The sequence below is a fragment of the Polynucleobacter sp. MWH-Svant-W18 genome (assembly GCF_018687495.1).
Taxonomy (GTDB): domain Bacteria; phylum Pseudomonadota; class Gammaproteobacteria; order Burkholderiales; family Burkholderiaceae; genus Polynucleobacter.
This window is the reverse complement of record NZ_CP061293.1, coordinates 1,222,809-1,245,052: the sequence shown is the minus strand read 5'-3', so window position 1 is coordinate 1,245,052 and position 22,244 is coordinate 1,222,809. Positions and strand designations below refer to the sequence as shown.

Below are 22,244 nucleotides of genomic sequence, written 5' to 3'. Positions count from 1 at the left end.
TTATTCCCGGTGGTATGGGTGGCCTTGTAGGATAGTCCATGCGCGATAGAGTTGCTCTACTAGCAACACTCTAGCCATCGCATGCGGGAGCGTTAAGCTGGAAAGACGCCAAAGAGCTTGAGCATTGGTTTTTAGGCTGGGATCAAGACCATCAGCTCCACCAATTAAAAAAGTGATATCAAAGCCTTCTTGGCGCCAGGAAGCCAGGTGCGTTGCCAGATTCTGGGTTGTCTGATCTTTACCGCGCTCATCTAAGGCAATCACTTTGGATCCTTTAGGGATTGCAGCCGCAATCTTGATCGCTTCTTTTGCGGGCGTCAGGTCTGGCTTAATCTCTTTGATCTCAATGGCGCAATCTGCTGGCATGCGCTTGACGTAATCATTGGTAGCCGTTGCTACCCAGTCCGGCATTTTGTGACCTACAGAAACAATTGTTAAGCGCATGGGTGCTAAAGAAAATCAAAGACGAAGAATTACACTTCGTCGTCAGATTCGCTGGCTTTGACTAGACCTTTACTGCCAGCCAATTTGACGCGCACAGGTTTGGCACCCCACATCCCCTCGAGCTGATAGTAAGAGCGCAGCATGGGTTGCAAGATGTGGACAACGATATCGCCGCAATCCACTAAGACCCATTCACCAGTTTCAAGGCCTTCAACGGAAATGACTTCTCCACCTTTAGCATTCACTTCTTCTTTGACAGACATTGCCAGAGAACGAGTCTGCCGATTGCTTGAACCGGTTGCGATGATGACGCGATCAAATAATTCGCTTAATTTAGAGGTGTCGTAAACGCGAATATCTTGCGCCTTAACATCCTCTAGGGCATCAATAATGACGCGTTGTAATTTACGTAATTCCATGTGTTCTCAATGATATTTTTTAGTGTTTGGGATGATCTTATCCCGATTACTGATACAAACCCAGTTTTGTAATGATTTGTAGAGTATGCGAGGGAATTTGTTCAGATTCGATTTGGCTGCGAGCAGGGGTTTTGAGGCGATTGCGTAGATCGGTGGATGAAAGATCGACCGATAGGCTTTCATCGATATAGATGAGGCCAGCAGGCTGATTTTCAAGGGCAGCTGGATCTTGTATTTGATGAGTCTCCAATAATTCTTGAATCTCCGGACTCATTTCTGCAACCAGGTCATAGTGAGGACGGCTCGCAACGGCAAAATTCATGTATTGGAATAAATCGCGCCAAGAGTTCCAGCTGGGTAGATGGATTAATGAATCCACTCCAGTTAGCCAGATCAAACTTGCCTCTGGTCCAAAACGTTCACGTAGCGATTTAGCGGTATCGATGCTGTAGCTCGGACCAGCACGCTCAATTTCAATCCGGTCAATGCCAATTTGGGTGGGGATGCTCAGATAGAGGAATGCCCTAGCTAGATCAATACCTGCAGCCTCCGTTAATTGAAACCGAATTTCTGCGGGAGTAATGTCAGAGCCTTTTTGCCAGGGTTCACCACTCGGTATGAGAAGTAACTCATCTAAGTGCAAGATTTTTGCAAAATGGCTAGCTAATCTCAAATGGCCAATATGGGGTGGGTCAAATGTCCCGCCCAAAATGCCAATTTTCTTGGTAGTACTCACGCTAGCCAATCGCGGGGTTTGAGGTAGTAGTCATACAGCTTAGCTTCTGGTGTGCCAGGTTCAGGTTGCCAGTTATAGCGCCACTGAACTACAGGTGGCATAGACATTAAGATAGATTCAGTACGACCGCCAGAGTGCAGTCCGAAGATGGTGCCACGATCAAAGATGAGGTTGTATTCCACATAACGCCCACGGCGATATTCTTGGAAAGACTTTTCCTCAGGAGTAAAGGCATCTTGGTAGCGTCGCTGAACAATGGGTAGATAGGCATCAATAAATGCATCACCTACTGCACGAGTCATCGCAAAACTCTTCTCAAATCCTAATTCATTAAAGTCGTCAAAAAATACGCCACCAATGCCACGTGGTTCTTCGCGATGCTTGAGATAAAAGTATTCGTCACACCACTTTTTAAAGCGGGGGTAGAGTTCATCGCCAAAAGGATCTAAGGCATCTTTAGCAGTTTGATGAAAATGTTTACAGTCTTCATCAACGCCGTAATAGGGCGTGAGATCGAAGCCGCCCCCAAACCACCATACAGGCTCTTTATCTGGTGCTTGCGCAATAAAGCAGCGCACATTCATATGGGTGGTTGGTACTTTAGGATTATTAGGATGAAAAACCAAGGAGACCCCCATGGCTTCAAAGCTGCGACCCGCAACTTCAGGGCGGTGGTGTGAGGCAGAAGGAGGCATTTGATCACCACGCACGTGTGAGAAACCAACCCCACCTTTTTCGAGAATATTCCCGCCATCCAAAATACAAGTGCGACCATAACCTTTAAGCTTGCTATCTTCAGGCTTATGCCATTCATCAGCAACAAAGGCTTTGCCATCTAAGTCACCCATTGCGGCGGTAATGCGATCTTGCAGCCCCAGAAAGTATTCTCGGAGTGCTGCGATATCGATTTGAGCTTGCTGTGTAGTCAAGGAGCGTACTTTGCGTTGATTTATTTAAGGGCACGATAGCCAATATCTTTACGATATTGCATGCCATCAAAGTGAATATGATTAATCGCTTCGTACGCTTTTTGTTGGGCGCCCCGAACGGTATCTGCAAGACCGACAACACACATCACGCGACCGCCAGAAGTCACTAGCTTGCCATCTTGCAATTTGGTTCCAGCATGGAAAGTGATTTGGTCTTCAGTATCTGCTGGGATGCCAGTAATGACATCCCCATTTCGTGGCGTGTCGGGATAGTTATGGGCAGCTAGCACTACACCTAAGGCTGTACGACGGTCCCAATCCAGATCTACCTCATTGAGCTTGCCATCGACAGCATGATCTAAAGCGTCTACCAGATCACTACGTAGACGTGCCATGATGGGCTGTGTCTCGGGATCGCCCATGCGGCAATTAAATTCCAAAGTTTTGATCTTGCCATCGGGTGCAATCATCAAGCCAGCATATAAGAAGCCGGTGTATGGAATGCCATCAGCCTCCATGCCTTTCACTGTCGGCATGATGACTTCGCGTAAGGCTCGCGCATGAATTTCTGGGGTGACTACTGGCGCAGGAGAGTAGGCGCCCATCCCACCAGTGTTAGGACCTTGATCACCATCTAATAAGCGCTTGTGATCTTGGCTGGTTGCTAAAGCCAAAACGTGTTTACCATCTACTAAAACAATAAAGCTCGCTTCTTCACCCGTGAGAAATTCTTCAATCACTACCCGAGCGCCAGCGTTACCCAATTTGTTATCAGCCAGCATCATGTCCACTGCTGCATGGGCTTCTTCAAGAGACATTGCTACCACTACACCTTTACCAGCGGCCAGGCCATCCGCCTTAATGACGATTGGCGCGCCCTTGGCATCGATATAGGCGTGTGCTTGCAGTGCGCTGGAGAAAGTTTGGTAATCGGCAGTTGGAATGCCGTGACGCTTCATAAACGCTTTTGAGAAATCCTTCGAGGACTCCAATTGAGCAGCTAACTGAGTGGGGCCAAAAATGCGCAAACCATTGTTACGGAAGACATCCACAATCCCAGCAGCTAGTGGCGCTTCTGGGCCAACTACGGTGAGATGAATCTTTTCTCTTTTAGCAAAATCAGCTAATTCTTGTAGCCCAGTAATGGGTAGATTCTCAATCCCAGCGGTAGTTTGTTTAGCGGTGGCAGTGCCGCCATTGCCCGGTGCTACATAGACAGTTTGTACTTGAGGTGATTGTGCAAGCTTCCAAGCTAATGCATGTTCGCGTCCACCAGATCCAATCAGAAGAATTTTCATATTTGAAGATGTAAAGAGGGTTAAAGAGCAGCGTTCGTAAATACTTCTTGCACGTCATCTAAGTTTTCAAGCGCATCGAGTAATTTCTGCATACTCTCGGCTTGATCACCTTCCAATGCAATTTCTGTTTCAGGGCGCATCGCCACTGTGGCGAGTTCAGACTTCAAACCAGCCTTGTTAATTGCATCTTGCACCTTTGGAAAATCCGGCACAGGAGTAAGCACTTCAAGTGACCCGTCATCATGGCTAATAACATCTTCCGCGCCTGCATCAAGAGCAACTTCCATCAGTTGATCTTCATTGGTACCAGGAGCAAATAGCATTTGACCGCAGTGTTTAAAGAGAAAAGCTACAGAACCTTCGGTTCCCATATTGCCGCCATTCTTATTAAACGCATGACGCACTTCTGCAACAGTGCGAGTGCGATTATCGGTGAGGCAATCCACGATGACCGCAGCACCATTGATGCCGTATCCCTCGTAACGAATTTCTTCGTAGCTCACGCCTTCAAGCGAACCTGTGCCGCGCGCAATTGCTCTTTGCACATTGTCATTAGGCATATTGGAGTCTTTGGCTTTATCAATGGCTAAGCGCAAACGGGGATTGGTAGCAATATCGCCGCCACCTAATTTGGCAGCTACGGTAATTTCTTTAATGAGTTTGGTCCAAATCTTGCCGCGTTTTTCGTCTTGACGACCTTTGCGGTGCTGAATATTGGCCCATTTCGAGTGGCCGGCCATACGGGTAATTCCTTTTAATAATTTGGCTAGAGACCCTCATTTTAAGGTGTTCTAGGGTGGAGGTAGGGGGCTCTTAGCCAATTTTTGTTACACTCTCATGTCTTGGCTGTAACAAAACAGCAAATTGTGCAGAATTTCCACTGCAAACACCTGCCTCGGTGATGGAATTGGTAGACGTGCCGGACTCAAAATCCGGTGCCGCAAGGCGTGGCGGTTCGAGTCCGCCCCGAGGCACCACTCAACTGACATTGCAGCTGTTGAGCTTACTTTAAAGCTAGATTTCGTAGGAATCCGATTCGTTGGACATCGCCTGCTCGACAATTTTCTTTGTTAGGGTGGGTGAGAATAGTTCTATGAAGGTGTACACAAATGAGCGCAGATAAGCGCCTTGTTTAACACCTAGATGAGTGACGTTGTTGCCAAATAAGTGCCCCACAGGAATCACTTTGAGATTGCGATCTCGATCAGTGTCGTACGCATGGCCTGCAACAATACCAATACCCATACCAGTTTCTACGTAGGTCTTGATCACGTCTGCATCAATTGCTTCCAAAATAATGTCTGGGTTTAAATTGCGTTGAGCAAAAGCAGCATCAATTTTGCTGCGACCAGCAAAGGCTTTGTCATAAGTGATGATAGGGTATTTAGCAATCTCTTCTAGTGTCACAGTGGCTTGATTAAGAAGCGGGTGACTCAAAGGTACCATGATGACGTGTTGCCATTGATAGCCCGGTAAAGCAAGGACTCCAGGGGTATTGGCGATGCCTTCAGTTGCTATCGCGATATCAGCACGATCATGAATGAGGAGTTCTGCAATTTGACCAGGGTTACCCTGTTGAATGCTGACACGTACCTTGGGAAAACGCTTCGTAAATTCAGTGAGTACTCTAGGTAGTGCATAGCGTGCTTGAGTATGCGTTGTAGCAATTACAAAGTTGCCTTGATCTTGGCTCGCAAAATCTTTACCAACCCGCTTGAGAGTTTCTACCTCATCGAGGATGCGCTCTATCGAAAGCAAAATTCTTTTGCCGGGTTCGGTGAGAGAGCGAATGCGTTTGCCATGACGACGAAAGATCTCCACACCCAATTCATCTTCAAGCTCAATAATGGCCTTGGACACTCCAGGCTGAGAAGTAAAGAGCGCCTTTGCGGCAGTAGTTAAATTAAAGTTTTGTCTGACGGCTTCGCGGACAAAGCGGAATTGATGGAGATTCATATGGATTCCTATCTATATATCTACAAAGATATAGGAATCAAATTCTAAATGAATTTTGGGTATTAGGCCTTAGAAACCCAGCGTAATCCGACTAATGCTAGGAGGAAATACAGCAAAGGCGGGATCAAGGCAGTCATAAATGCAGGCCATGAGCCCAGTAAACCTACATTTGAGAACAGTGAGTTAAAGAGTTGAAAACTCATCCCCAGCATGATTCCACCAAATACTTTGATACCCACACTTCCGGCACGTACTTTTAAGTAGGCAAAAGGCAGGGCTAAAGCAAGCATTACAAAAATCGTAAAGGGGTAAACCACTTTTTTCCAAAAAGCGATGGAGTGACGTTGGGCATCTTGTTTATTCTCCCGTAAATGAGAAATGAATCGACCCAAACTCACGATAGACATTTTTTCTGGACTAATCAGTAACACGTTCAAAATTCGCGGCGTGACTTCAGATTCCAAAGTCAGAATGGGGTGTGTAAATGTTTGCGCAGAAAAGACTGGATTCAAGGGATCTGTTTGTTTGGTTTCTTTGAAGCGCGTTTCAGTAACATCATTGAGTACCCAGATGCCTGTTTCATCGAACTGACCTGATACTGCGCTACGAATGGAGAGAAGATGGTAGGTGTCATCAAACTCATACATCCGTATATTGTGGATCTCATTATCTTTATCTACGGTGCCCACGTTTACATACCGCACTCCGGGGCGTACTGGACCGCTGCCATCTTCGTCGCGCAGACGATCTTTCACCCAGACGCCGGTTCTAAATTGAGATGAATAAGTAGACCCTAGAGCCTTCATTCGAATTTGCTCGGATTTTGCTTCGGTAAATGGTCCAACCCACTCACTCATGACAAGTGTGAGGACAATCAGTGGCAGAGAAATCTTGGCAAGAGTAATCAGGCCACGCTTGACGTCTAATCCTGCAATGCGCAGAATTGTGAACTCAGATTGACTTGCCAGCATGGCAAACACATAGATGCTCCCAATCAATCCAGCAATCGGAATAATTTCAGAGATCCGACTCGGTGCTTTCAAAAGCACGTGCAACAGTGCTAAAGGAAGCGTATATCCGCCTTGTACTGAGCCCAGCTCGCTCAAAATATCAAAGAACAAAAACAAGGCAACTAGCGCAAACAGAATAAAACCAAATGCCGCATAAATTTGCTTGGCTAAGTAACGCTCGTAGATGAATGGAAAGAGCAATTTCATTTGCGACCAAGCCTTGCGGGTAGTTGTCGCTGCCACCATTTGAGGGATGGGTTAATACGATTGCGGATTAGGAATAGCGCAATGAGTAGTGCAAGTAGATGGATTGGCCAAATGCCAATCAACATACTCAACTTGCCTTTTGCAACAAAGTTCTGCGTGAGATTGAGTAGATTGCTATAAATTAAATAAATTAAGACTGCATAGAACATCGCAGTGTAGTTACCCAATCTCGGATTCACGTAGGCTAAGGGAATCGCAATCAGAACAAGGCCAAGCGCCATGAGCGGAAGACCAATGCGCCATAAAAGTTCGGCGCGGTTTGGATTGAGCATATCTGGGCTAGTGTCATTTAAGAGCTCTGAGATAGTTTTTTCTCGATCCCGTGGGGCTGGAGCCAAAGCCTCCTTACTCCGAATCTTTGTGCTGTATTCATCAAATTCTAGAATTCTGAAATCGGGCTGGGTAGGCTGGCCTTCATAGCGGCGGCCATGGTGTAGAACGATGGATTTTTCGCCACCCTGAGAGTTTTGCACAAAGCCAGTTGCGGCAACGGCTACGCTTAGGCGCCCATTTTTTGAGTCGGCAACGAAGATATTTTTTACTTCGTTTTTATCAATATCGAGTTCCTCAATAAAGAACACCCGTTCTGCTTTGGCGGATTCTTTGAATTGACCAGCGCTCACCATTGAGACGTCATCACGTTGTTGGAAGCGTTGGCTAATCAGGGTTGATTCTCGATTTGCCCAAGGCCATACAAACAAGGCCAACAATGCAATGATGATGAGAAGAGGAGTAGCAAATTGCAAAATAGGACGAATGAGATTCGTAATGCTCAGACCGCTGGCAAACCAGACGATCATTTCAGAGTCTTTGTACCAACGAACAAGAACAATTAAGACTGCTACAAACAGCGACACCGTCAGCAATACCGCAAGGTAACCCAAAGTAGCCAGCGCTATTAATACCAGCGCATCTTCAGGGTTGACTGTGCCGTTAGCTGCATAGCCCAAAATTCGGATCACTAGGGTGGTCACCATAATGGTGACCAAGACCAAAAATACCCCACCAGTCGTAAAACTGAGTTCGCGGCGGAGGGCTTGGTGGAAAATCATGCTTTGGTAGATGGCTCTGGGAATTTGGGAGTGGGGCTTAAATGGCTTATATTGGTGTAGATAAAAGAAGAAGCTCTACTGTCGGAGGATAATGGATAAAAGAGCCATTTCCTGAATTTATACCCCTTTGAATCGACCAAAACACTGCAATAGATTATGACCATTCAATTTAGTACCAAGATTTTCCCTCAAGCCGACCTCCAGAGTCCAAAACTCCTCAAATCTGGCCTGAAAGGCTTGTTAGCCCATAGTTCCGATTGTTTGGTGTTGGCCTTTTCCAAGGCGGATTTTGACGCACTCAGCGGCACTAAGAATGCAAAGCATAAGGCTGGGCTTCTCGTTGAGCTTGATCAGTTCCTTAGTGGTGCTGTCGGGCATGCCCTTTCTCTTGGCGATCTTGATGTGAAGCAATCGTCAGTTTGCCTATTGCGTGCGGATAAGACTTGGGTGGCAAATGGAGTGAAGGCTAAACGTGTTCTCTTGATTGGTTTGGGTGATAGCCATGTCGCAGGTGAGCGCAATTTAGTGAGCTTTTCAAAGGTGGCGCGTGCGGGATTAAAAGCACTCAGCGGCGGGTCGATTCAAAGTGCTCTATGGTTTGTACCCAGCTTTACTCATCATGCAGAATTGCTTGCTGAAGAAGTACGCTTATGTATTCAGTATGCAGGTGATCAGGCCTATCGTTTTGGGGTTCGTCAACCTACTATGAAGCACAAGGCAAAAGATAAAGCAGATTCTTTTAAGCATCTAGTATTCGCGGGCAACAATGCTTGCGCAAAACCATTGAAGGCTGCTGTTGAGCAAGGTATTGCGATGACTGAAGGCATGCATCTCGCAAAAGACCTAGGCAATCTTCCTCCCAATGTGTGTACCCCGACCTATTTAGCCAAGACTGCTCAAGGCTTGAGCAAAAAGGCTGGTCTTAAAGTAGATGTACTGGGACGCAAGCAGATAGAAGCCCTAGGTATGGGTTCGTTTCTATCGGTAACTCAAGGCTCTGAGACCCCTCCGCAATTTATTGTGATGCGTCATCAGGGGGGTAAAGCTGGTGAAGCACCCATTGTGTTGGTGGGCAAGGGGATTACCTTTGACACCGGTGGTATCTCATTGAAGCCGGGCGAAGCCATGGATGAAATGAAGTACGACATGTGTGGTGCTGCTTCAGTGATTGGGACTCTGTATGCAGCGGGTTTGATGAAGCTCAAAAAGAATGTGATTGGCGTTATTCCAAGTTGCGAGAACATGCCATCGGGTCGAGCGACTAGACCGGGCGATATTGTGAAAAGCATGTCTGGTCAAACAATTGAGATTCTCAATACGGATGCAGAAGGGCGTTTAATACTCTGTGATGCCCTAACTTACGTTGAGCGCTTTAAACCTAAAGCGGTTATTGATATTGCCACTCTGACTGGTGCTTGTGTGATTGCTTTAGGGCATGTACACAGCGGCTTATTCTCGGAGGATGAAGACTTGGTGTCCGCTTTAACTAAAGCGGGTAATGCTTCACTGGATACTGTTTGGCGTCTCCCTTTAGATGCCGCTTACCACGAGCAATTAAAGTCGAATTTTGCGGATGTAGCCAATATTGGCGGTCGGCCTGGCGGCAGCATTACGGCGGCTTGCTTCTTGTCGCGGTTCACTGAAAAGTACAAGTGGGCCCACTTAGATATTGCAGGGACTGCTTGGAAGAGTGGCGCAGCTAAAGGTTCAACAGGTCGTCCAGTGCCTTTGCTGGTGAATTATTTGCTCGAGTCTAAGTAATTTATTTAAGTTCACATGGCGCGCATCGACTTTCACAGTAATGTTGGGGATAAGCTGGAATACGCTTGCCGCTTAACGCGCAAGATTTGGAGTGCTACACCTGCTGGGCAAGCAGTGCGTAATATTGTGATGATTGGTGAAGCTGCAGATTTGAAAAAATTAGATGCATTACTTTGGTCTTTTAGTGCAACTGACTTTTTGCCCCATTGCTTTATTGATGACGAAGCTGCCACTGAGACTCCCATCGTATTAACGGACGACTTTTCTTCTCCTGCGCTACAAAATATTCCTCATGCAGATGTGATGATTCATTTGGGGATGCGCATGCCCAAGGATGTTCCTACATTAGTGGCTCGCTTTCCCCGAATTGTGGAAGTAGTGACAGTCAATGAAGCAGAGCGCTTAGCTGGGCGTGAGCGCTATAAAGCCTATCGCGAGTTGGGTCACGAGCTGCATAACTTTGACCAGTCCAAGAGTTAATTTGAATGTTCATTCATCCTCAGTTTGATCCTGCAGCGATTCGTATTGGATCGTTCGCAGTCCATTGGTATGGTTTGATGTACCTAATGGCTTTTGCGCAGTTCTTGCTCTTAGGTCGTTTGCGCATTCGTGCACCTCGTTATCAAGCTCTCGGCTGGACTTATAAAGACCTTGAAGACTTGCTTTTTGCAGGTGTTCTGGGGGTTGTGCTCGGCGGGCGCTTGGGTTATGTACTATTTTATATGCCTGGCTTTTATCTTTCACACCCCTTGAGTGTTTTTAAAATCTGGGAAGGCGGCATGTCTTTCCATGGAGGTTTGTTGGGAGTTTTAGTGGCTATGTATTGGTTTGCCAAAAATAGAAAGACCAGTTTCTTTGTGGTGAGTGACTTAGTAGCGCCACTCGTACCATTTGGTTTGGCATTTGGGCGCTTGGGTAATTTCATTAATGGTGAGCTCTGGGGCAGACCTACTGATCTTCCCTGGGCAATGGTCTTTCCTTTAGTGGATAGCATCCCGCGTCATCCATCCCAGATCTATCAGATGCTTGGTGAAGGTGTCTTATTGGGTATTGTGTTGTGGATCTATTCCAGCAAACCCCATCGTATTGGCCAAGTTTCAGGACTTTTTCTTCTAGGTTATGGAGTTTGCCGATTCTTAGCTGAATACGCTCGAGAGCCAGATGCTTTCTTGGGTCTTCTTGGGCTTGGGCTATCTATGGGGCAATGGTTATGCCTGCCAATGATTTTCTTGGGTATTTACCTGATGACTATATTTAAATCGAAGGCCGCTGCATAAGCTGATGCTGAACGAAGAACTCACCCTTCGTAAGCTGGAGATTCTGTGCTCTTTTGTGAGGACTGGAAGTCTCACCAAAACTGCCGATGAGTTGCACTTAAGCGCAGTCAGCATTCACAAGGCGCTTCATTCTTTAGAGGTCGGCATTGCATGTCCTTTATTCGTTAAGGAAGGGCGGCAACTGAAGCCTTTGCCTGCAGCGCTTTATCTGGCTGAAGCCAGTAGCGAGTGGCTGGGAGATATGGAGCGCATTCTCAAGAAGGCGAGAGCTAAAGCAGGCGTTGAGAGCAGTCAAATTCGCTTAGGCTCGATGTATTCCCTAACGGCCAACATCATTCCGCGATTGATTATGGGTACCAAAATTCGTAGGCCTGAATTGGATATTGATTTGTATCTGGGTTCGAATGAAGATCTCATGAAGAAGTTATCAGAAGGGGCGGTAGATGCGATAGTCATTGCAGTTCCCTCAGAAAATTTGCCAGAGGGGGTGCAGGTAGTTCCCTTGTTTGAGGATCAACTGTATTTGGCTTCATCGAAGAAAAGTAAACCCTTGCAATCCAGTGTTGATTTATCTGAATACAAAGATGAGAAATTTATGACCTTGCAGGACGGTTTCGCAACGACTGCAGGTTTTTACGAGGCCTTTCGCTTGGCTGGTTTTGAGCCGAGTGTTGTGATGAAAGTAGGCGATATTTTTTCCCTGATGAATATGGTTTCGGGTGATTTGGGAAGGTCGCTGCTGCCTGGAAGAGTCAAGGCTTTAATGGGCGATGCTCTAGACTTCACCCCTCTAATGCCAAAATATCAGGTCTTTCAGCATATTGCCCTTATGTACCTTCAGGCTAATGAAGCCAACCCCAATGTTTTAGCCTTAGCGGCTGAAACCCGTATGTTGCAACGCAATAATAATTAAGCACTCCAAAACTTTGCTAATATTCATTAACTTAAAGTTAATGAATATGAATCTGCGTTAATTGATTCTGACATCAAGCGGTAATAAATTGAATTGGTCTATTTACGGACTGATTTTTTAAAGAGATCTACATGCTTGAAAAGTTAGCAAAAGCCCGTTACTTATCTCGCCTTACCGGCGCAGTGAATCGCTTGATATCTGAGCGAGGGGAGTCTAATGCTGTCAGCATGGCAGATGAAGTGATTAACAATTACCGCAAGTTGTCAAAAGATCAGCACGCGAAGTTTTTCACATTCTTATTTCAAAAACTCAATCCGGATCCAGCAGCAGTGATGGCTGCAGCACAAAATTTTTCCGCAGAAGCCAACGCCAGAAACTATATTAAGTTACAACGTGTTGCTGAGCCACCAAGACAAGAGTTATTCCGTCGCTTAAATCGTGCCACCAATGGCACTGCTGCTCTTGTGGCAATGCGTCGTGATCTATTAGCGCTTCTTGAAAAGCAACCTGAATTAACGGCCGTAGATTTTGATTTACGGCACTTACTATCTTCCTGGTTCAATCCTGGTTTCTTAAAGATGCATCAGGTTGATTGGAAGTCTCCTGCAGAGATTTTGGAGAAGCTGATTCAGCATGAAGCGGTGCATGCGATTGATGGTTGGGATGACCTGCGCCGCCGCCTCCAGCCTGATCGTAGATGCTTTGCATTTTTCCATCCGCAATTACCTAATGAGCCATTAATCTTTGTTGAAGTAGCCTTGCTGCCAGATATTCCTGCGGTAATTACTCCGTTGGTCGATAAGAAAGCAGAGACTGTTCATCAAACTACAAACTATAAGGTTGCTGCGTTTTACTCGATCAGTAACTGCGAGCCTGGTTTGCGTGGTGTTTCGATGGGTAACTTTTTAATTAAGCGCGTTGCTGAAAAGTTGCATGCTGAATTTCCAGGATTAAAAACCTTTGTAACCTTGTCACCAATTCCAGGTTTTATTGACTGGGTTGCTGCCGGTGCTGATCTTGGTCCAGATAAAGCGGGCGCTCAACTGAAGCCAGCGATTCGGGTTGCTAAGGAGCAAGCTCTAGAAGCCTTGGGTTTAGCTAATCGCTCTTGGACGGAGAGATTGAGTGGTGGATGGCATCCAGATAATGCAACTGAAAAAGAAAAAAATGCTTTGCTAAGTTTGGCAAGTATTTATCTTGGATTAGGGTCTGCAGGCCGCAACGGTAATCCAGTAGCCAAATTCCATTTAGGTAATGGCGCAAGACTGCATCAGATTAACTGGGCTGCTGATCTCTCCCGCAAGGGATTGCGTCAATCTGCTGCGCTGATGGTGAACTATTTGTATGATCTCTCCGCAGTTGAGGAGAATCATGAGCGATTTACACAGGGTGAAATTGATTATTCGCGTGCAGTTGGTCGTTTAATGGCACCTTGATGGGGATGAAAGTAAGATTTAAAGCAGTTTAAGCAATATATAGCTGGAGGAGATGTTCTAAAGCAGAATTCATAGAGTATTCGCTTTAGAATGAAAACAAAGAAGCTGGGCGCTAAGATCCGGCAATTTATAAGTAGTTTGAATAAATATAAAGACAAGAAATTAGGAGATCAATATGAGCAATGAATTCAATTCAGGATCTGGCGCATCTAAACCAAATGCACTGCGCCGCCAATTGTTGGCGAGTTCTGCAGCGCTGCCTTTAGCTGGCGTAATGGGCTATAGCCCAAATATCAATGCACAAGGCGCCACAAAAACCTTAAATATTTCTCATCAGTTTCCTGGTGGAACCATTCAAGCAGGCGATTTTAGAGATCGCTTGTGTCGTAAATTTGCTGAGTCCGTAGAAAAGCGCACTAAAGGCGCGCTGAAGTTTCAGGTTTATCCTGGATCATCCCTCATGAAAACCAATGCCCAATTTAGTGCAATGCGTAAGGGTGCTCTAGATATTTCATTGTTCCCGATGCCCTATGCCGGCGGTGAAGTTTCTGAGCTCAATATTGGATTGATGCCAGCACTGGTGAGTAGCTATGAGCAGGCTGCAAAATGGAAAACTGCTGAAGTAGGGCGCATGCTGACCAAGATCTTAGAAGATAAGGGTATTGTGATTCTCAGTTGGGTTTGGCAGGCGGGTGGCGTTGCCAGCCGATCCAAGCCAATCGTCCTTCCGGAGGATGTAAAGGGCATGAAAATCCGTGGTGGTAGCCGTGAATTTGATTTGATGCTCAAAGCTGCAGGCGCATCTGTTATTTCTTTGCCATCCAATGAAATCTACGCAGCCATGCAGACCGGTGCAATGGACGCGGCATTTACTTCTTCAACCAGCTTCATGTCTTTCAAGCTGGAAGAGTTGGCAAAAGCATTTACTAGTGCCCGCAATAAATCCTATTGGTTCATGCTTGAGCCACTCATGATGTCCAAACAAATTTTTGATGCATTACCAAAAGATCAACGCGATGCTTTGATGGCTGCGGGTGCTGAGATGGAAAAATTTGGTATGGAGCAGGCCAAGGACGATGATAAAACAGCGGCACTGGCTTATGCAAGAGCAGGCAGCAAGGTGACAGATATCGATACAGCAATCGTGGATAAGTGGAAAGCCATTGCGCGCGATAGTGCTTGGAAGGATTACGCCGAAAAGAATGAAAGCTGTGCGGCATTACTCAAAGCAGCAGAAAAAGTGACCTAATCCATGACTCAACTTTTACAAGCGACCGACCGCTTCATGTCGGGATTAAACAAGCTAATGGTGTTATTTGGCTCTTTAGCATTGGTGGCAGCATCTGTGATATTGAGTTACAGCGTTGCCTCACGTGCCTTCTTTGGGGCTACGACAGACTGGCAAGATGAAGCAGCTGTATTTTGCTTGGTGGGCGCGACATTCCTATGTGGTGCCTATGTTCAGGAGATACGGGGTCATGTTGGAATCTCAGCAATCTCAACCATGTTGCCGAGGTCTATCAATCGTGTGCGGATTTTGCTAATTGATATCGCTTCCTGTGCCTTCTGTGCCTTTTTTGCATGGAAGTCGTGGGCCTTGTTTCATGAGGCCTGGATTGATGGTCAAGTCACATCCTCTTCATGGGCCCCGCCGCTGTGGATTCCTTACATCATGATGTCGATTGGTATGAGCTTATTGGCATTTCAAATCTTGCTCCAAGCGTTTGGAGATGTATCTAATCCAGGCAAAGGGGAATAAGCATGTCAATTATGATGCTCGGTTTATTGTTTGCAGTAGTCACGCTACTCATTATGTTTTCAGGAATGCCAATCTCTTTTGCATTGGGTTCTGTTGCAGTGGTCTTTATGTTTTTCTTCATGCCATCATCCTCTTTGGATACGGTTACCCAAAACGTTTATGAAGAAATGGCAAGTATCACCTTGCTCTCAATTCCGCTCTTTATTTTGAAGGGTGCTGCGATTGGTCGTTCACGTGCCGGTCAAGATTTGTATGAGGCTTTGCATGTATGGCTAGGCAAAGTTCCAGGTGGCCTTGGCGTGGCAAACGTGTTAGCTTGCGCCTTATTTGCTGCAATGGCGGGCTCAAGCCCAGCAACCTGCTCTGCAATTGGTAGCGCAGGTATTCCAGAAATGCGTAAGCGTGGTTATTCCCCTGGTTTGGCTGCAGGCATTATTGCTGCTGGTGGCACTCTAGGTATTTTGTTGCCACCATCGATTACGATGATTCTGTACTCTGTTGCGGCAGAGCAATCATTGGGGCGTTTGTTCCTTGCTGGTATTGGCCCTGGCTTGATGTTGGTATTGTTTTTCTCGATCTATACGGTTTACCGCTTCCGCAAGGAATACAACTTGGCTTTAGAGGCTGTTAAAGTTGGCGCGCCTCGCCAGCCAATCTTGGAGCGTCAAACCTACACCATGCAGCAGAAGATGAGTTCGCTGCCCCGGGTACTGCCATTTTTGGTTCTCTTGATTGGTGTGATGATTGCCTTGTATGGTGGTTATGCAACGCCATCAGAAACTGCTGGCCTTGGTGCAATTCTGGCCTTTGCTTTGATCGCCGGTATTTACAAGATGTGGCGTGTTAAAGATTTATCACCTTTGCTGAATGCAACGATCAAAGAGTCCACCATGTTGATGTTCATCATCGGTATGTCACTCCTGTTCTCCAATGTGATGAGTCATTTGCACCTTAGTCAATCTGCAGCCCAAGCCATCGTTGATTTAGGCTTTGGTCGTTGGGGGCTATTGGCAGCTATCCTGACTTTGGTGGTGATTTTGGGTTTCTTCTTGCCTCCAGTTTCGATCATTTTGATGACTGCTCCCATTTTCTTGCCACCCCTCAGAGCTGCTGGCTTTGATTTGGTCTGGTTTGGTGTCGTCATGACGATTGTGATGGAGACTGGATTGATTCACCCTCCAGTAGGACTCAACATTTTTGTGATTAAAAACATTGCTCCTGATATTTCGCTCAACGAGATTATTTGGGGTGTGTTCCCATTCGTGATCATCATGATTCTTTCCGTTGTTTTGCTCTGCTTCGTACCAGAGATTGCAACTGGATTGTCTGATCTTGTCATGGGCCCAGCCAAACTGCATTGAAAGCATATTGATCAATAAGTCCTTTAGGAATTTTCATGAATTTGTACTCGGTATTGGAAAAAGGTTTTCCAAAAGATAAAAAAGCTTGTGCATTGGAAACGCATGACGGTTTGTATTACTCATGGGGCGACCTAGAGGGTGCAACTGCTAAGTTAGCCAATTTACTCAAGAGCCTGAAGCTCCCTGTGGGCTCTCGTGTCGCGGTTCAAGTGGAGAAATCCCCAGAGGCGCTTTTCTTGTACCTGGCTACCATTCGTGCAGGCTATGTCTATTTGCCTCTCAATACCGCTTATCAAGCTGCTGAAATCCAATACTTCATTGAGAATGCCGAGCCTGCAGTGATGGTGTGCAGTAGTAAGAATTATTCTTGGGTATCCAAGGTCGCATCTAAAGCAGGTACAAATCATGTTTTCACTTTGGATGAAAACCGCACGGGTACCTTACTTGAGCGTGCAGCTGGTCTAAGCGACTCATTTAAAACTGTCGTCACTAAAGATGATGATTTGGCAGCAATCTTGTATACCTCTGGTACTACAGGGCGTAGCAAGGGCGCAATGCTGACCCATAAAAACCTCTACAGCAATGCTCAGGTCTTGCAAAAGTTCTGGGGCTGGAAAAAGGGCGACGTGCTATTGCATGCATTGCCAATCTTCCATGTACATGGCTTATTTGTAGCAGCACATGGCGCTTTGATCAATGGCAGCAAAATGATTTGGTTGCCTCGCTTGGATATCGCACAGTTGCTTCACCACATGCCACAGTCAACTGTCATGATGGGCGTGCCTACCTTCTATGTTCGCTTATTAGCAGATAAAGGTTTCAATAAAAAAGTTGCCCGCAATATGCGCTTGTTTGTTTCTGGATCCGCACCGTTGCTGACAGAAACCTTCAATTCATTCAAAGAGGTTATTGGTCAGCCAATTCTTGAGCGTTATGGCATGAGCGAAACCGTGATGTTGGTTTCCAATCCTTACAAAGGTGCGCGAGTGGGCGGATCTGTGGGACTACCTCTCCCTGGCGTTAAGGTTCGCGTAGTAAATGAAAATAATAAGCCATGTGGCGTAAATGAAATTGGCAGCATTCAGGTGAAGGGCCCCAATATATTCAAGGGCTACTGGCGTATGCCTGAGAAGACCGCTGAAGAATTTACTAAAGACGGCTGGTTTAAGACGGGTGACGTCGGACGTTGGGGTGGCGACGCTAATGGCGGCAAGGCTCCGAATGACTATCTCTGCATTGTTGGTCGCAGCAAAGATTTGATTATTTCTGGTGGTTACAACGTGTATCCAAAAGAAATTGAAGGCTTTATCGATGACATGGATGGTGTCGATGAGAGTGCAGTGATTGGCATTCCGCATCCAGACTTTGGTGAGGCGGTGATGGCAGTCGTAGTACCTAAAGCCGGCGCAAAGTTAAATGCTGACTCCATGATCGCAACTCTGAAAACTCAGATTGCTAATTTCAAGATACCAAAACGTTTAGAGATTGTGAGCGACCTACCGCGTAATGCAATGGGTAAAGTGCAGAAGAATATTTTGCGTGAGCAGTACGCTAAATAATTTCGTTGGGTATTAAAAACCAAACGCCTTGCGGCTTTCATTGAACATGAAGGCTGCAAGGAAAAATAACATGATGCCAAAAACACGCTTGAGTTGAGCGACATTCAGTTTTCTGGCCATCTTTGCTCCCCAAGGGGCAGTGAAAATACTAATTACAACAATGCAGGCGACTGCAGGCAGATAGACAAAGCCTAGCGAGCCAGCTGGTAGATTAGGGTTGCCCCAACTACCATACATATACCCAATCGTCGCTGCAGCAGCAATCGGTAGTCCTAAGCCAGAGGAGCTGGCCATTGCGGTGTGGGGCTTTACATTGCACCAAAGCATAAATGGGATAGTGATGAATGCGCCGCCTGCACCAACCAAGCTGGCTAGAGCGCCCGCAAATGTGCCAAAGCCAAATAAGCCTAAGGGTCCTGGAAGATCTCGTCCTGCTTTTGGCTTTTTATTGAGTAGCATCTGGATGGATGTGTAGACAATAAAGATGGCGAAAAATAAAGAGAGCCAAGAGGTTTTGATGGCTTCAAATAATTCACTGCCACCCACAAGACCGCCAAAAATCATTCCGGGGCTGAGTGAAGCAACCAACTTCCAATCAATTGAGCCATGCTTATGGTGAGCCCAAATGGCAGAAGAGGTAGTAAACAAAATAGTAGCCATACCAGTTGCAATGGCCATATGCACAATCACTGATTGACTAAATCCGAGATGATTAAATACCAGGATCATGAAGGGCACCAGAATCATGCCGCCACCAATGCCAAGAAGACCTGCTAAAAATCCAGAGATAGCCCCACATAAGAGGAGCATCAAGATATCGCTTAGTAACATGAATTCCCCGCCTTAGCCGCTAGGCCGTCATCCTGAACCCTAAGGTTCAAGGTGGAACGGCTACTCTGTTTCGGGTGCATTAAGGAGTTCAGGGAGTCACCAAGTCTAAGTTGGCACTGTGAACTACCGAAACGCTCACGCCCACAAGGTAAAGATCGTTCCGGATGCTTGCGCATCGGTTCAAGGAACTATTGGCCTTGGCGAACCAGGCAGGGAAAGGGTTTGCATCAAAGCATCCACTTGATCTTCGAGTGCACGAATTTCTGACTGAAGTCGAATGACTTCATCAGGGCTCACGTTGGAAGAGGGGGCTTGTTGCGTTTGTTTTTTTTGCAGAGTAATTAAGTCACCTGCAATTTTAAGGGCGGCCATCATGCTAGCGCGTTCAATGCTGCGATTACCGCCGCCAATAGCTAATTGAATTTGTTCATCTACTAACACGCAGGCTGCGCGCAGGAGGGGTTCATGCTCAGTGCTAGTCGCCAGCGTAATTTTTTGACCGGCAAGAGTTACTTCAATGCGTTGTTGGCTCACTATCATCCTCTGCGTTGGTGGGTGGAATAGCTTCACCAAGTAAATTTAATTGGCGACCATCGTTTTGTTCTGGAAGACGACTCAAGATGCGTTGCACGCGTTTTTGAGCATCCTCAATTTTGCCCTCAAGCTGCACGCGATTCTGCGTTAACTGCTTTACAGATTCAGAGATCGAATGGATCTTCTCGGCAATCCTTTTAAGGGATGCGCTCAGGGCATCAGTATCAATGTCAGTAGAGAGAGGGGTGGGCTCATTCATACTGGCATTGTAGACTGAAAAAAGCCTTTATTTCATGGCGTAGCGAAGGCCCACAAATACATTAGATCCAGCATTAGCGTAGCCGTAGCTGGTCTGATATTGTGAATTGAATACGTTATTCCACCTAATGAAAGTGGAGAGACCTTTTTCTATTTGGTAGCTCCCATAAAGGCCAACCAGGGTGTAGCTAGGTAGGTTATTCACATTTGCTGTTTGATCGGAATTGACGCCTCCCCATCTTGCTCCGGTTACTGTGACATTTGACCCAACATTAAATTTATTAAGCTTGTAATCAATCAGTAAATTGCCAACCCAATTTGCCCTATTGGGCACATCTAGACCTGTGGTTTGATCTACAGTACTCATTGCATCGGCAGACGCTTTCAGCGTTAAATTTGAAATTCTTGCGTCTGCGCCCAAAGAAGCGCCTTTAATTTGAACCAGGCTAAAGTTTGCTGGATAGGATTGTGAATAATATGCTGGGTTTGCGCATCCTAGGTTCGGATCACAATTAATGGGAATAATAAAATTCTCAATTCTATTTTGATAGGCGGTGAGATGTAGGCCGTAACTTTGTGTCTCATAATGAATTCCGCCTTCAACGTTTTTGTTTGTCTCCGGCTGCAAATTGATGTTCCCGTAACCCGGGTAGTAAAGATCACTAAATGATGGCGCTCTAAATCCAGTGCCGTAATTCACATTCACTCTAAATTCTTTGGTTAGAAAATATCCATACGCAGCACTGTAAGTAACCTTAGACCCATATTGAGAAATTTGGTCATTTCTAACTGAGAGGGTGGCGAGGTTATTGCCCCGTTTTAATTCGTAAGCACCAGCAATGGAGTTAGTGGTTCGAAGTTGGCTGACATTGATATTGTTGCATGCACCTGCTGGACCATATCCGCAGTATGTCGAATAAGCCGAATTATCCATATTGGCATATTGCATATTTCGTTCTAACAGAACTTGCAATTTATCTGGACCAATTTTGATATCGTTTTGCCAAAGAAAATCATAGGCCGGCGTAACTAATTTGTCATTGCTTTGAGGAGTATTCGCTTGAGTTGCATTCGTTGAACTCGACATCTGAAACAGACTATTCCAGATATCCGTTACTTGATTTCGTGAGTAGGCAGAAAATACGGACAACTGGTTTACACCGCCGTTTACTGCTGCAGCCCCACCTAAATAATCGTAGCTTGGATATTGCCAATTGTTTTTGCTAGCAAATATTTTGAAACCCAGTTCTTGTCCTTGCGACCAAGTATTGGATATAGACCCAGTGGTTCCTATTCTGGTGTAGCCAGTCGCAACTGTAGGGTATGGCCCCCACCCACGATAATTTGCGCCACTGGGGTTAGCTGGATTGTTACTGGCAACGGTGTTAAACCCAGCTGAATTTTCTTGGCTTACCCCAATTGAATATTGGGTTGATTTCTCGCTTCCCAAGGATCCTGAGACGGATGCACTTGAAATGCTAGTGTTATAGGAGCCGTATCCTGCAGAGACATCAAACTCTGTTGCTGCACTGCCTTTCTTGGTAAAGATTTGCACTACACCACCCATTGCATCTGAGCCATAAAAGGTGCTTTGAGGGCCATAAATGATTTCAATATGATCTATTAGGGAGAGTGGAATAGAGTTCCATATAGCCCCGCCTCCAACAGAATCAATTTTCACGCCATCTATCAGAATTAAACTTTGAGCATTACTTGTGCCTCTTAAGTAAACGCTCGAAATATTTCCAGACCCACCGGAGCTCGATATCTGAACTCCTCTTTGTTGTTGAAGCAAATCAGGAAGGCTTGATTGCGCTGAATTTTCAATTTCATCTCTACTGATGTATGTGTAGTCTGCCAACACATCATTGCCTGACTTAGGCGTCCTCGTTGCAGTAACAATAATCGGATTGATTGGGTCTAGAGAATTGGTTACCGAAACACTAGAACTATTCTGCGCCTCTGTTGCGCCGCCATAAATAACTAGCCCGGCACAGAGAAGGGTGCCAAAGTGTTTGCTACTGAACTGCTGTTTCATTCTTGACTTTCTGTGATCGAATGCCTAGCTCACCTCCCCGTAAGCTGGGTCGAACAGAATTTCTCGTGCAGGAGATTGGCGTCAATTTGGCGCAAGATCGATAGACCAAGAGCTTCACTGGCGCGCGAAGGTCCCCGTCCGCGAAATTCCACCTGTCTTGGCCGGTATCCGGGCTAGTAAATCTCAGAATTTGGCCTTCCCATGCGATTGACGCGCACAGTGGCGTTCAAATTCCTGACCTCCAAAACTGCTGCTGAAGAGGCATTTACTTACCGTTGCGGGGGCAGCACACGTTTAGTGTTTCCCGTTTAACCTTATTGCATTGCAATAAAGCACCACGACCTCTCAATTCTAGCCTATTTGGGGGTATTTACTGTGAAATTCAGGGTAAAAAAGCCTACAATAA

Annotated in this window: 20 protein-coding genes, 1 tRNA gene, 1 other RNA gene, 2 pseudogenes and 1 riboswitch; of the genes and pseudogenes, 10 read left to right on the top strand and 14 right to left on the bottom strand. The window is 46.0% G+C overall.

Annotated elements, in window-relative coordinates:
• From rlmH to C2757_RS06265, 6 genes and pseudogenes are all read right to left on the bottom strand, one after another.
• Positions 1-444, bottom strand: a complete 444-nt coding sequence (gene rlmH / locus C2757_RS06290) for a 23S rRNA (pseudouridine(1915)-N(3))-methyltransferase RlmH (protein WP_215373593.1) — start codon at positions 442-444, stop codon at positions 1-3.
• Between the two features lie 35 nt (positions 445-479).
• Positions 480-863: pseudogene (gene rsfS, locus C2757_RS06285) on the bottom strand (ribosome silencing factor); the annotation flags it as partial.
• 46 nt (positions 864-909) lie between these two features.
• Positions 910-1,599: a nicotinate-nucleotide adenylyltransferase gene (locus tag C2757_RS06280; protein ID WP_215373590.1), complete on the bottom strand. Its 690-nt coding sequence runs from the start codon at positions 1,597-1,599 to the stop codon at positions 910-912.
• Positions 1,596-2,507, bottom strand: a complete 912-nt coding sequence (hemF, locus tag C2757_RS06275) for an oxygen-dependent coproporphyrinogen oxidase (RefSeq protein WP_215376989.1) — start codon at positions 2,505-2,507, stop codon at positions 1,596-1,598. The genes C2757_RS06280 and hemF overlap by 4 nt, the downstream gene beginning before the upstream one ends.
• Before the next feature lie 41 nt (positions 2,508-2,548).
• Positions 2,549-3,826, bottom strand: coding sequence for a phosphoribosylamine--glycine ligase (gene purD, locus C2757_RS06270; RefSeq protein ID WP_215373588.1), 1,278 nt, complete (start codon positions 3,824-3,826; stop codon positions 2,549-2,551).
• A gap of 20 nt (positions 3,827-3,846) precedes the next feature.
• The gene (locus tag C2757_RS06265) at positions 3,847-4,566 is read right to left on the bottom strand and encodes a YebC/PmpR family DNA-binding transcriptional regulator (RefSeq protein ID WP_215373586.1); all 720 of its coding nucleotides are present in this window, start codon (positions 4,564-4,566) and stop codon (positions 3,847-3,849) included.
• A gap of 152 nt (positions 4,567-4,718) precedes the next feature.
• On the opposite strand from C2757_RS06265, the gene C2757_RS06260 reads away from it, so the two are divergent.
• Positions 4,719-4,803 (top strand) — tRNA-Leu (locus C2757_RS06260).
• A gap of 37 nt (positions 4,804-4,840) precedes the next feature.
• Here C2757_RS06260 and C2757_RS06255 read toward each other — a convergent pair.
• The 3 genes from C2757_RS06255 to lptF all read right to left on the bottom strand — a co-directional run bounded on the left by C2757_RS06255 (position 4,841) and on the right by lptF (position 8,111).
• A complete protein-coding gene (locus tag C2757_RS06255; RefSeq protein ID WP_215373584.1) occupies positions 4,841-5,782 on the bottom strand; it encodes a CysB family HTH-type transcriptional regulator in 942 nt (313 codons plus the stop codon).
• A 62-nt stretch (positions 5,783-5,844) separates the two neighbouring features.
• A complete protein-coding gene (gene lptG / locus C2757_RS06250; protein WP_215373583.1) occupies positions 5,845-6,999 on the bottom strand; it encodes an LPS export ABC transporter permease LptG in 1,155 nt (384 codons plus the stop codon).
• Complete coding sequence (gene lptF, locus C2757_RS06245) at positions 6,996-8,111, bottom strand: LPS export ABC transporter permease LptF (RefSeq protein WP_215373581.1); 1,116 nt, start codon at positions 8,109-8,111, stop codon at positions 6,996-6,998. The genes lptG and lptF overlap by 4 nt, the downstream gene beginning before the upstream one ends.
• 162 nt (positions 8,112-8,273) lie before the next feature.
• On the opposite strand from lptF, the gene C2757_RS06240 reads away from it, so the two are divergent.
• The 9 genes from C2757_RS06240 (at position 8,274) to C2757_RS06200 (ending at position 18,177) form a co-directional block, all read left to right on the top strand.
• Positions 8,274-9,872: a leucyl aminopeptidase gene (locus C2757_RS06240; RefSeq protein WP_370623893.1), complete on the top strand. Its 1,599-nt coding sequence runs from the start codon at positions 8,274-8,276 to the stop codon at positions 9,870-9,872.
• 15 nt (positions 9,873-9,887) lie between these two features.
• Positions 9,888-10,352 carry a DNA polymerase III subunit chi gene (locus C2757_RS06235; RefSeq protein ID WP_215373578.1) on the top strand — a complete coding sequence of 155 codons (465 nt, stop codon included), beginning with the start codon at positions 9,888-9,890 and terminating at the stop codon, positions 10,350-10,352.
• 5 nt (positions 10,353-10,357) lie between these two features.
• Positions 10,358-11,149 (top strand): prolipoprotein diacylglyceryl transferase, encoded by a 792-nt coding sequence (gene lgt, locus C2757_RS06230; protein WP_215373576.1) that lies wholly within the window; start codon positions 10,358-10,360, stop codon positions 11,147-11,149.
• Positions 11,150-11,153: 4 nt separating this feature from the next.
• Positions 11,154-12,062, top strand: a complete 909-nt coding sequence (locus C2757_RS06225) for a LysR substrate-binding domain-containing protein (RefSeq protein ID WP_215373574.1) — start codon at positions 11,154-11,156, stop codon at positions 12,060-12,062.
• A gap of 131 nt (positions 12,063-12,193) precedes the next feature.
• Positions 12,194-13,498: a malonyl-CoA decarboxylase domain-containing protein gene (locus C2757_RS06220; protein WP_215373572.1), complete on the top strand. Its 1,305-nt coding sequence runs from the start codon at positions 12,194-12,196 to the stop codon at positions 13,496-13,498.
• A gap of 175 nt (positions 13,499-13,673) precedes the next feature.
• Positions 13,674-14,747, top strand: coding sequence for a TRAP transporter substrate-binding protein DctP (dctP, locus tag C2757_RS06215; protein WP_215373570.1), 1,074 nt, complete (start codon positions 13,674-13,676; stop codon positions 14,745-14,747).
• Between the two features lie 3 nt (positions 14,748-14,750).
• Positions 14,751-15,257 (top strand): TRAP transporter small permease, encoded by a 507-nt coding sequence (locus C2757_RS06210; protein ID WP_215373568.1) that lies wholly within the window; start codon positions 14,751-14,753, stop codon positions 15,255-15,257.
• A gap of 2 nt (positions 15,258-15,259) precedes the next feature.
• The gene (locus tag C2757_RS06205; protein ID WP_215373566.1) at positions 15,260-16,618 is read left to right on the top strand and encodes a TRAP transporter large permease; all 1,359 of its coding nucleotides are present in this window, start codon (positions 15,260-15,262) and stop codon (positions 16,616-16,618) included.
• 35 nt (positions 16,619-16,653) lie between these two features.
• Positions 16,654-18,177, top strand: a complete 1,524-nt coding sequence (locus C2757_RS06200; protein WP_371817015.1) for a malonyl-CoA synthase — start codon at positions 16,654-16,656, stop codon at positions 18,175-18,177.
• A gap of 12 nt (positions 18,178-18,189) precedes the next feature.
• Here C2757_RS06200 and C2757_RS06195 read toward each other — a convergent pair whose 3' ends face one another.
• The 5 genes and pseudogenes from C2757_RS06195 to C2757_RS06175 form a co-directional block, all read right to left on the bottom strand.
• Positions 18,190-19,008, bottom strand: coding sequence for a sulfite exporter TauE/SafE family protein (locus C2757_RS06195; protein WP_215373564.1), 819 nt, complete (start codon positions 19,006-19,008; stop codon positions 18,190-18,192).
• A non-coding RNA gene (gene ssrS, locus C2757_RS06190) (6S RNA) lies at positions 19,009-19,227 on the bottom strand.
• A gap of 84 nt (positions 19,228-19,311) precedes the next feature.
• Positions 19,312-19,548, bottom strand: a pseudogene (locus tag C2757_RS09070) (cell division protein ZapA); the annotation flags it as partial.
• The gene (locus C2757_RS06180; RefSeq protein ID WP_215373562.1) at positions 19,523-19,801 is read right to left on the bottom strand and encodes a hypothetical protein; all 279 of its coding nucleotides are present in this window, start codon (positions 19,799-19,801) and stop codon (positions 19,523-19,525) included. The gene C2757_RS06180 and the pseudogene C2757_RS09070, both read right to left, overlap by 26 nt.
• 27 nt (positions 19,802-19,828) lie before the next feature.
• The gene (locus C2757_RS06175) at positions 19,829-21,838 is read right to left on the bottom strand and encodes a TonB-dependent receptor domain-containing protein (protein ID WP_215373560.1); all 2,010 of its coding nucleotides are present in this window, start codon (positions 21,836-21,838) and stop codon (positions 19,829-19,831) included.
• Between the two features lie 141 nt (positions 21,839-21,979).
• A riboswitch (cobalamin riboswitch) is annotated at positions 21,980-22,193 on the bottom strand.
• Positions 22,194-22,244 lie beyond the last annotated feature (51 nt).

Excerpts from the sequence above, each read along its gene's own strand:
- lptF (WP_215373581.1), bottom strand. The coding sequence starts at position 8,111 with ATGATTTTCCACCAAGCCCTCCGCCGCGAACTCAGTTTTACGACTGGT.
- C2757_RS06235 (WP_215373578.1), top strand. The coding sequence starts at position 9,888 with ATGGCGCGCATCGACTTTCACAGTAATGTTGGGGATAAGCTGGAATAC.
- C2757_RS06205 (WP_215373566.1), top strand. The coding sequence starts at position 15,260 with ATGTCAATTATGATGCTCGGTTTATTGTTTGCAGTAGTCACGCTACTC.
- lptG (WP_215373583.1), bottom strand. The coding sequence starts at position 6,999 with ATGAAATTGCTCTTTCCATTCATCTACGAGCGTTACTTAGCCAAGCAA.
- purD (WP_215373588.1), bottom strand. The coding sequence starts at position 3,826 with ATGAAAATTCTTCTGATTGGATCTGGTGGACGCGAACATGCATTAGCT.
- dctP (WP_215373570.1), top strand. The coding sequence starts at position 13,674 with ATGAGCAATGAATTCAATTCAGGATCTGGCGCATCTAAACCAAATGCA.
- lgt (WP_215373576.1), top strand. The coding sequence starts at position 10,358 with ATGTTCATTCATCCTCAGTTTGATCCTGCAGCGATTCGTATTGGATCG.
- C2757_RS06265 (WP_215373586.1), bottom strand. The coding sequence starts at position 4,566 with ATGGCCGGCCACTCGAAATGGGCCAATATTCAGCACCGCAAAGGTCGT.
- C2757_RS06220 (WP_215373572.1), top strand. The coding sequence starts at position 12,194 with ATGCTTGAAAAGTTAGCAAAAGCCCGTTACTTATCTCGCCTTACCGGC.
- rlmH (WP_215373593.1), bottom strand. The coding sequence starts at position 444 with ATGCGCTTAACAATTGTTTCTGTAGGTCACAAAATGCCGGACTGGGTA.
- C2757_RS06255 (WP_215373584.1), bottom strand. The coding sequence starts at position 5,782 with ATGAATCTCCATCAATTCCGCTTTGTCCGCGAAGCCGTCAGACAAAAC.
- C2757_RS06175 (WP_215373560.1), bottom strand. The coding sequence starts at position 21,838 with ATGAAACAGCAGTTCAGTAGCAAACACTTTGGCACCCTTCTCTGTGCC.
- C2757_RS06200 (WP_371817015.1), top strand. The coding sequence starts at position 16,654 with ATGAATTTGTACTCGGTATTGGAAAAAGGTTTTCCAAAAGATAAAAAA.
- C2757_RS06180 (WP_215373562.1), bottom strand. The coding sequence starts at position 19,801 with ATGAATGAGCCCACCCCTCTCTCTACTGACATTGATACTGATGCCCTG.
- C2757_RS06225 (WP_215373574.1), top strand. The coding sequence starts at position 11,154 with ATGCTGAACGAAGAACTCACCCTTCGTAAGCTGGAGATTCTGTGCTCT.
- C2757_RS06210 (WP_215373568.1), top strand. The coding sequence starts at position 14,751 with ATGACTCAACTTTTACAAGCGACCGACCGCTTCATGTCGGGATTAAAC.
- C2757_RS06195 (WP_215373564.1), bottom strand. The coding sequence starts at position 19,008 with ATGTTACTAAGCGATATCTTGATGCTCCTCTTATGTGGGGCTATCTCT.